This window comes from Syntrophotalea acetylenivorans, from assembly GCF_001887775.1.
Classification (GTDB): domain Bacteria; phylum Desulfobacterota; class Desulfuromonadia; order Desulfuromonadales; family Syntrophotaleaceae; genus Syntrophotalea_A; species Syntrophotalea_A acetylenivorans.
Window position 1 is genome coordinate 2,821,136 of record NZ_CP015519.1, and the last position, 8,865, is coordinate 2,830,000.

Consider the following 8,865-nt stretch of genomic DNA (forward strand, 5'->3'; position numbering starts at 1 on the left):
ATGCAGATCAAGCGCCTCGAAATAGTCGGTTTTAAGTCTTTCGTCGATCGGGTCAGTCTCGATTTTAACGAAGGCATTGCTGCGGTCGTTGGTCCCAACGGTTGCGGCAAAAGCAATATCCTCGATGCTATCCGATGGGTTATGGGGGAGCAGAGCGCCAAAAAGCTCCGAGGCCGCTCCATGGAGGATGTCATCTTCGGCGGCAGCGAGACGCGTAAGCCGGTGGGTATGGCCGAAGTGTCGATGATTTTTTCCAATGAACAGGGTCTTGGTCCCCCCGCTATTCGCGATTATCCAGAAATCATGGTGACCCGCCGGCTCTATCGCAACGGTGACAGTGAATACCGGCTGAACAAGACGCCCTGCCGGTTGCTCGATATTACCGAACTGTTTATGGATACCGGTGTCGGAGCACGAGCCTATTCGATCATCGAACAAGGCAAGATCGGCATGATTCTCAATGCCAAGCCCGAAGATCGCCGCTTTTTGATCGAAGAGGCCGCCGGCATCAGCAAGTTTAAAGCCCGTAAACAGTCAGCTCTAAGAAAAATCGATGCGACGCGACAGAACCTGTTGCGTTTGCGGGATATCATCAGCGAGGTGCGCCGGCAGCTTAACGCTCTTAAACGTCAAGCGCGCAAGGCAGAGCAATACCGGGACTATCGTGAAGAGTTGAAGTCCATCGAGGTTGGTCTGGCAGCAGAACGCTATCGGGAGCTGGATGCGCAGCAGGCAGCGGAGGAAACTGCTCATCGTGAACGAAGCCGCAGGCGGGATGCACTGGATATGCATCTGCAAAAAGAAGAGCTGGAATTCGAAAAACTGCGTTTATTGCAGGCCAATGCGGAAAAAGAACTGGCACAAAAGCAGGAACAGTTCTTCCATTTGACCGCTTCGATTCAGAAGGTCGAATCGCGCATTGATTTTGATCAGAAGGCGATCGCAGGCCTGCAACGTCAGCAGGAACGTCTGGTGTCTGAGCTCGAAAGTCTTGGTCAGCAGTTGGCCGAGACCGATCACGAAGAAACCGTTCTGCGTTCCAGTGAATCGAATTTCGAAGCCGACTTGGCCCGCGAGACAGAGCGATTGGCCAATGGCGAGGCCGCTCTTGCGGCCCTTGCGGCCGCCGACGAAGCGGCGCTCAGAACCCTCGAGGAAGACCGACAAACCCTGTTTGCCCTCAGTGGTGAATTGTCCCGCCTGGATAATCGCAGCGAAGAAGTGCAACGTCATCAGCAGGCCCTGGCGGAAAAACATTCCCGTAATACGCAGGAACAAAAATCAATCCAGGAACAACAGGACCAGCTTCAGAAGCGGGTCGTCGATCAGCAGGGAGCTTTGGGCCAGTGGCGGCTGGGGCGTGCCGAACTGCAACAGAACCTGGAAGAAGCAAAATTTCAGATTCAACGCGTTCGACAGCAGATGGAAGAGGGGGAGTCGCTGCTTTTGCAGCGTCAGGAAGTACTCAGCCGCCGACGTTCGCGCCTGGAGTCCCTGCGGGATCTGGAGAGCAACCTGGAGGGTTACCAGGAGGGGGTCCAGACTTTGATGGCTGACACGGATTGGTACGAGTGTTGCGATGGCCTGGTCGCCGATTTGCTAGAGGTTCCGGCCGGTTATGAAGTGGCCCTGGAAGCGGTGTTGGGCGATCGGCTGCAGGCTCTGTTGCCAAACAGTAGTGAAGATGTCTGGCCGGCTTTGGAGCTTTTGCGCAGCAAAGGCGGGCGAGGTGCCTTTTTGCTGCCGGAAGCCGATTTTGCTCAGGCAGAGGGTCTGGCCGTGAAGGGCGGGGTTCCCCTCAACAGCTTGATTAGCCCGAAAGCGGGCGCAGAACAGGCCGTTTCTGCCTTGCTGGAAGGATTGTTTTTGGTCGAGGAACTTGACCCCTTTTTGCAAGTGCCCCTGCCTTGGGGGGTAACTTTGGTGACCCCTGGCGGGGACTGTCTTTCCCATCGTGGTTTGTTGCAGGGCGGAGCCAATAGCGCTCTTAATGCCGGTTTACTGCACAAGCGGCGGGAGATGAAAGAGTTGGCCACGGAAGTGGACAGCCTGGAGCAGGAATTAGCGGAGCTGCATCGCCAGCGGCAGCAGCAAAAGGACTTGCTGGCCGAGGCCGAAGGGGCTCTGCAGGAGCTCGCCAGTTCCTTGCATGCTCAGGAACTACGCCTGGCCGACGGGGAAAAAGATCTGGCCCGTTTGCTCGATGATTCCCGCCGGCTTAAGGAGCGGGTCGAGTTGCTGAAGTTTGAAGAAGAGCAACTTAGCGAAGAGACGGCCGCCCTGCAGCAAGAACTGGTCACGGCAGAGAGTGGCCGTAGCGAACAGGAACAACGGAAGGCCGAGCTTGAGCAGGCAGTGGCCGTACATCAGGCGGACTTGCAGGAAAGGCGCCTCGCTTTGGCCAGGGCCCGCGATGAAGTGACCGCCCTTAAGGTGGCTTTGGCCGGATTAAGGGAACGGGGCGAGGGTAATCGCCGAAATCTGCAACGGTTGAATAAATTGCGTCAGGAGGCGCAGCAGCGCTTGCTCGGTTTGCGGCAACAGCAGAAAGAAGCTGTCGAGGAGCTGGAGCAGTTGCAGCAGGCCGTGGAACGTCACCGGCTCGAATTGGATGTCCTTTTACGGCGGCGTGATGAGGAATCGACGCTCCAGGATACTGTTAAAGACCGTTTTGAAGAGAGCGCTCAAGGCTTGCGAGATCGCGAAGTGGATCTTAAGGAACTACGCAAACAGCAGGCCGTCTTGCAGGAGGAGTTGACTCAAAGCCAGGTCAAGTTGCGTGAAATAGAACTGGAAACGGGGCATTTGCTGCAAACGGTTCTCGACCGCTATCGCGTTGATCTGTCGCAGGAGCCGACAGAGACTCGATCTTTTGACGAGGCTGAGGCAGAAAAGCGTTTGCAAGAGTTGCGTCGTCTTTTGGACGACATGGGGGAGGTCAATCTGATGGCCATCGAGGAGTTTAGCGAGCTGGAAGAACGCTGGACTTTCTTGACCGAGCAAGAACAGGATTTGCAGAACTCCATGGAGTCATTGCAATCAGCTATCGCCAAGATCAACCGGACCACGCGCAAGCGCTTTCGGGAAACCTTTGATCAGGTCAACAAGCGATTTCAAGAAGTTTTTCCCCGCCTTTTCCTGGGGGGGAAAGCAGAGTTGAAGCTTACCGATGAACAGGACCTGCTGGAGACGGGCATCGATATAGCGGTGCAGCCTCCCGGCAAGAAGCTGCAGAGTGTAAATTTGCTCTCCGGTGGGGAAAAGGCACTGACGGCGGTAGCGTTGATTTTTGCCATCTTTCTCATCAAGCCTTCGCCCTTTTGTATCCTCGATGAGGTCGATGCGCCGCTTGACGATGCCAATATCAGTCGTTTTAACGGTATGGTGAAGGAAATGTCGAGTAATTCGCAGTTTATTATTATTACTCACAACAAAAGGACCATGGCGGTTGCCAATACCTTGTATGGCGTGACCATGGAGTCGCCCGGGGTTTCGAAGCTGGTCTCGGTGCGCATCAACGACTTTTAGGAGCCGCGATGCCTTTCAAGCAATTGTTGGATGAATTGATCGACAGTGTTCCCGGAGCTTCCGGGGCCATCATTGCCGACTGGGAAGGGGAGGCGGTAGACCACGTCGCCCGAATGGACGACTATGAATTGCGGGTAATCGGTGCCCACAAGGGCATCATCCTTGGTAATCTGCGCCAGGTGATGAGCCGCCTGCAGGAAGATCAGTTGCAGGAGGTGGTGATTGCCACCAACGACGCTCAGATTTTGATTATGCCGGTAACCCACGACTATTTTCTGGTATTGGTCACCCGTCGTGATGCGGTGGTAGGTCGTGCTCTGTATGCTTCGCGCCGCTGCGTGGAAGAGTTGAAAAAAGAGATTGCCTGAGATTTGGGTGACATAAATATCCTTTAGAAGGAGATCGAGAATACATGGAATGGTTTTCCCGTTGGAAATTGGTTGTCGTTGAATGGTTGGCTCAAGCCGGTGTGCCGGAAGAGCAGCGGGCGACCATGGCATTGGCTCTGTTTATTGTTTTGGCGGGTCTTGGCCTGCTGCTGACCGGTTGGCTGGCGGTGCGTTTGCTTAAAAAGCCTTCCGTGCCTGCGGTGGAAGAACAAGCAGTAGAACCAACCGTTGCGGAGCAGGAAATTATTGAGCCGGCATCAGCGGAGGAATCTGCGTCGCTGGTCGAGGCGGATGATGCTCTGCAGGAGCCGCCTGTAGAGCCGGTTGTTGAGGAGAGCAAAGACGCATTAATTGAGGAATCTGCGCCGGAAGAGGTGGTCCCTCCTTCGGAGGAGATTGTTTCATCGCCTGAAACCGAGGTGGCGCCTGTCGAGGAAGAAGTCGCCCCTGCGATAACAGAGGCGCCACCCGTTGAAGAAGTTGCAGCTCCTGAGCCGGAGGTCCCGGTTAAGGTTAGCCTTTTCGAACGTATGCGGGCTGGTCTGGCCAAGACTCAGGCCTCTCTTGTGGGACGCATCGATGCCCTGCTGAGCAGCTCTCAGAGTATCGATGAAGATCTCATGGAAGAATTGGAAGAAGTGCTGGTGACTGCCGATTTCGGTATGCAGACTACCATGGGCCTGATGCAGTCGCTGGAGGAACGTATCTCCGCCGGTGAGGCTGCCGACCCTCAGGCGCTGCGCGGTTTGCTGAAAGACGAAATTCGCCAGCGGCTGAGATTGGAGGCGGCTCCCCTGGATCTCGAAAGTTCGACGCCGTATGTCATTATGGTGGTCGGAGTCAACGGTGTGGGTAAAACCACCACCATCGGCAAGCTGGCCCATCAGTTCGTTAGTCAGGGCAAGACCGTTCTGCTCGGTGCCGGCGATACCTTTCGGGCGGCCGCAGCTGAGCAGTTGACTGTTTGGGGAGAACGGGCCGGGGTCGAGGTGATTCGTCAGGAGTCCGGGTCCGACCCTGCCGCCGTGGCTTTTGATGCGGCCAAGGCAGCGGTGGCACGCAAGGCCGATGTGCTGATCCTTGATACCGCCGGCCGTCTGCATACCAAAGTTAACCTGATGGAAGAGTTAAAGAAGATCCGCCGAGTACTTGATCGGGAGATACCTGGCGCGCCTCACGAGACTCTTTTGGTAGTCGATGCCACAACGGGCCAGAATGCTCTGGTGCAGGCCCGCTTATTCCAGGAGGCTGTGGAAGTATCCGGTTTGGCTTTGACCAAGCTTGATGGCACTGCCCGGGGCGGGATGCTGGTGGCGATCGGCAACGAACTCGGTTTGCCCGTGCGTTACGTAGGCATCGGTGAAGGGATGGAAGATCTGCGGCCCTTTGATCCGGATCTTTTTGTCGAGGCATTGTTTGAACAGCAGGGATAACTCCTTGACTTTTAGTTGTTGTTTACATAAAGTTTTTAAATTCAACAGAGAAGGAATCCCGTGGACTTAAGTATCGTTCTTCGATTGGAAGAAAAGATCGATCAGCTTCTGGCTCGCAAGCAGGGTCTGGAGGAGCAGTGTCGACAGCTGGCTGCCGAAAAGGCCGCTCTGCTACAGGAAAAAGAACAGTTCGGCATTGAACTGGACAGAATTCTTGCCAAGCTGGATGGTCTGGGTCAGGAAATGCCTTGAAGCATGCGGTTCAGGTTAACATCCTCGGCCAGCAATATACGGTAAAGAGTGCTGCGTCGCCGGAAGAAGTTCAACGTGTTGAGGACTTTGTCAACGGTCAGGTTGCAGAGGTTGCGGCCGGTAAATCCGTCGATACGCTGAACTCGGCCATTTTGGCTCTGATGAATATTGGCGGAGCGTATTTGCGTCTTCAAGACACGGTCGCCGAGCGAGAGCAGGCCGAAGGGCGTTTGCAGGAATTGCTGTTGCGCCTTGAGCGTGCGTGCCCCGATGACGGATGTGTTTGAAAGTACCGCGTTTTTGGTTTGCCCTGGCAAGTTGATATGCCGAGACTGTAGCGGTCTCTGCGAGAATAATTCAAGATAGATCGACAGATTGGTAGTCCGAAGGCGCTGTTAGTTGATCCGGCGCGTTCGTTAATCCGGTTGAACAGCCTTGATTCAGTATAGAAAATTCGCGCCTGGTAATAAGGGCGTTGGCCGTAATAGTTTTCCATGGCGTTTTAGGATCCGTTGCCGACGGCAATGCTTTGAATCGACCGTGATCGGTCACTGTTACCTGCTGGCCAAATATTCATTATGGTTGGCCTGACAGGTTTTTGACCCAACCTGGATTTAGACCCACCTGCGTTCCTGTCTTAATGCTTCTCCGCAGAGATCTCCGAACTTCAACGGAGATCTTCACCCATGCCCAAGAGATCCATCAGGGCCGATTTGCTGGCCCGACGTAAGCACCTGGCGGCCGAAACCTGCCTGAGTCACAGCCTGCAGATTCAGCAGCGATTGCTGCAGTCCGCCGAATTCCAATCGGCGGCGGCTGTCGCGCTCTACAGTCCGATTTTGAACGAGGTTTTTACCGAACAACTGTTTCGCGCGGCGCGCATTGCCGGAAAGTTGATCGCCTATCCACGGGTGCGGGGTGCTGATCTGGAGTTTGTGCAGGTCGCAGAGGCTGCTGATCTTGTCCCCGGCTCCTTCGGTGTGTTGGAGCCGACCGGTGATCAGCTGCTTTCCCCGGCGGATCTCGATATGGTGGTGGTTCCCGGGGTGGGGTTCGATCGCCAGGGCGGACGCCTGGGGTATGGCAAAGGGTTTTACGATCGCGGTCTGCATTGTTTCCGGCGTCCAGGGTATTTGGTCGGATTGTGTTTTGAATTGCAACTGCTGGATAAGTTGCCGGCAGAGAATCACGATGTACACATGGATATAATTATCACCGAAAAGGGGCGTTACGATCTTGATTCATCCTCCCCGTCGGTTTCGCAGTTTTCATCAATCTGAGGAGGTAGTGCTTTGAGTATAGAGATTGTGTTTTTATTGGTCGGTGTCGCCGTCGTTGCAGGAGCCGTGATCGGGACGATTCTGCGTAATAGAATTTCCGGGTCTCAGGTCGCCGCAGCCAAGCAGACGGCCAGTCAAATTCTGACCGAGGCGGATAAGGAAGCGGATATTGTTCGCAAGGAAGCGGCTATTCAAGCGAAAGACGCCCTCCTTGCAGCCAAGGCTGAGTGGGAAGGTGAAGCCAAGGAGATGCGCCGCGAGCTGCAAGCTCAGGAGAAACGGCTACTGCAGCGTGAAGAAAATATTGATCGGAAAATGACCCAGCTTGAGGAGCGCGAAGGAGCGTTGAGCCGGCGTGAAAAGCATCTTGGTGGCCAGGAAGACCGGGTCAAGGAGCTGGAATCGGAGGTTGATAAGCTGATCGCTGAGCAGACAAGGCGCCTGGAGGGTTTGTCCGGACTTAGCGCCGAAGAAGCCAGGCAACAGCTCATGGCCAACATGGAGAGTCAGGCTCGTCATGACTGTGCCAAGCGCATCAAGCAGATCGAAGATGAAGCCCGTGAAACTGCCGACAAGAAAGCCAAAGAAGTTTTGGCGCTGGCGGTACAGCGTTACGCCGGCGACTACGTGGCCGAAAAGGCGGTCAGCGTGGTGGCTCTGCCCTCGGACGAAATGAAAGGGCGAATCATCGGCCGCGAAGGTCGGAACATTCGTGCTATTGAAGCGGCAACCGGTATCGACCTGATTATCGACGATACGCCCGAGGCGGTGATTATCTCCGGTTTCAACCCGGTGCGGCGTGAAGTGGCGCGTATCTCTTTGGAGCGCTTGATCACAGATGGCCGTATTCATCCTGCCCGTATCGAGGAAGTTGTTCAGAAGGCTACCGAGGAGGTAGATAACTCCATTCGTGAGGCGGGAGAACAGGCGACCTTCGACGTTGGCGTACATGGTATCCATCCCGAAGTGATCAAGCTTGTTGGCCGCCTCAAGTATCGCACCTCCTATGGCCAGAACGTTCTGCAGCACTCCATCGAGGTAGCCTTTTTGTGCGGCATCATGGCTGCTGAGTTGGGTATCAATGTTAAACAGGCCAAGCGAGCCGGGCTGCTGCACGATATCGGCAAGGCCGTCGATCATGAGATCGAAGGTTCCCACGCGGTTATCGGTGCCGACCTGGCCCGTAAATACGGTGAGTCGCCTAAGGTGGTCCATGCCCTGGCCGCCCACCATGAAGATGAAAAGCCTTCTACCGTGTTGGCGGTATTGGTACAGGCTGCCGATGCTCTTTCCGGAGCGCGCCCCGGAGCGCGGCGTGAGATGCTGGAAACCTACGTTAAGCGCCTTGCTGACCTGGAGCGTATCGGGACCTCCTTTAAAGGCGTCACCAGTTGTTTCGCTATTCAGGCCGGTCGGGAAATACGGGTCATGGTCGCCAGCGACAAGGTTTCCGATGTGGAGTCTCATGTTCTGGCCAAGGATATCGCCCATAAGGTCGAAGGCGAAATGACTTATCCCGGGCAGATTAAAGTCAACGTGATCCGTGAGACTCGGGCCGTCGAATACGCCAAGTAGTTTTCATCCGGAAGCGGTCCGTTTCCATATGAAAACAGCACTGTGGTCGTCCGAATGTTTTCCAATGGCCACTCAATTTATGCTCATCCGGCAATGCCGGATGAGCTGTGGAGAGACACTTTTTGAACATACTGTTTATTGGAGATGTGATCGGACGCACCGGCCGGCGAGCCTTGTCCGATCGCCTGCACCGGTTGGTTGACGAGCATCAGGTCGACCTGGTGGTAGCCAACGGTGAGAATGCCGCCGCCGGTTTCGGCCTGACGGCCCCTATTGCCATGGAATTGTTCGATCTGGGGGTTGATGTTATTACCTCCGGCAACCATATTTGGGATAAGCGCGAGGTTTACGATTTTCTCGATCGGGAAGAGCGGGTGTTGAGGCCGGCGAATTACCCTCCCGGTTTGC

Annotated in this window: 8 protein-coding genes (1 of these 8 running past the window's edge); all 8 read left to right on the forward strand. The window is 55.2% G+C overall.

The genetic code is table 11. The annotated features are described in order from the left end of the window. On the forward strand, positions 1-3,528 hold the full coding sequence (gene smc / locus A7E78_RS12895) for a chromosome segregation protein SMC (RefSeq protein ID WP_072284665.1): 3,528 nt from the start codon (positions 1-3) through the stop codon (positions 3,526-3,528). A gap of 8 nt (positions 3,529-3,536) precedes the next feature. Then, on the forward strand, positions 3,537-3,896 hold the full coding sequence (locus tag A7E78_RS12900; protein ID WP_072284666.1) for a roadblock/LC7 domain-containing protein: 360 nt from the start codon (positions 3,537-3,539) through the stop codon (positions 3,894-3,896). Between the two features lie 44 nt (positions 3,897-3,940). Then, positions 3,941-5,350, forward strand: a complete 1,410-nt coding sequence (gene ftsY / locus A7E78_RS15665) for a signal recognition particle-docking protein FtsY (protein ID WP_335743810.1) — start codon at positions 3,941-3,943, stop codon at positions 5,348-5,350. Positions 5,351-5,410: 60 nt separating this feature from the next. After that, complete coding sequence (locus A7E78_RS12910; protein WP_072284667.1) at positions 5,411-5,602, forward strand: cell division protein ZapB; 192 nt, start codon at positions 5,411-5,413, stop codon at positions 5,600-5,602. Next, entirely contained in the window at positions 5,599-5,889 is a 291-nt protein-coding gene (locus A7E78_RS12915) for a cell division protein ZapA (RefSeq protein WP_072284668.1), read from the forward strand. The genes A7E78_RS12910 and A7E78_RS12915 overlap by 4 nt, the downstream gene beginning before the upstream one ends. 399 nt (positions 5,890-6,288) lie before the next feature. Beyond that, complete coding sequence (locus A7E78_RS12920) at positions 6,289-6,882, forward strand: 5-formyltetrahydrofolate cyclo-ligase (RefSeq protein ID WP_072284669.1); 594 nt, start codon at positions 6,289-6,291, stop codon at positions 6,880-6,882. A gap of 12 nt (positions 6,883-6,894) precedes the next feature. Continuing rightward, on the forward strand, positions 6,895-8,457 hold the full coding sequence (gene rny / locus A7E78_RS12925; protein WP_072284670.1) for a ribonuclease Y: 1,563 nt from the start codon (positions 6,895-6,897) through the stop codon (positions 8,455-8,457). Between the two features lie 122 nt (positions 8,458-8,579). After that, positions 8,580-8,865, forward strand: partial view of a TIGR00282 family metallophosphoesterase gene (locus A7E78_RS12930; protein ID WP_072284671.1) — the start only. Its footprint extends 500 nt past the window's final position; 286 of the gene's 786 nt are visible here — the first part of the coding sequence; its start codon is at positions 8,580-8,582; its stop codon lies off the right edge, out of view.

Coding starts and splice junctions, on each gene's coding strand:
- smc (WP_072284665.1), top strand. CDS start 1: ATGCAGATCAAGCGCCTCGAAATAGTCGGTTTTAAGTCTTTCGTCGAT.
- A7E78_RS12900 (WP_072284666.1), top strand. CDS start 3,537: ATGCCTTTCAAGCAATTGTTGGATGAATTGATCGACAGTGTTCCCGGA.
- ftsY (WP_335743810.1), top strand. CDS start 3,941: ATGGAATGGTTTTCCCGTTGGAAATTGGTTGTCGTTGAATGGTTGGCT.
- A7E78_RS12920 (WP_072284669.1), top strand. CDS start 6,289: ATGCCCAAGAGATCCATCAGGGCCGATTTGCTGGCCCGACGTAAGCAC.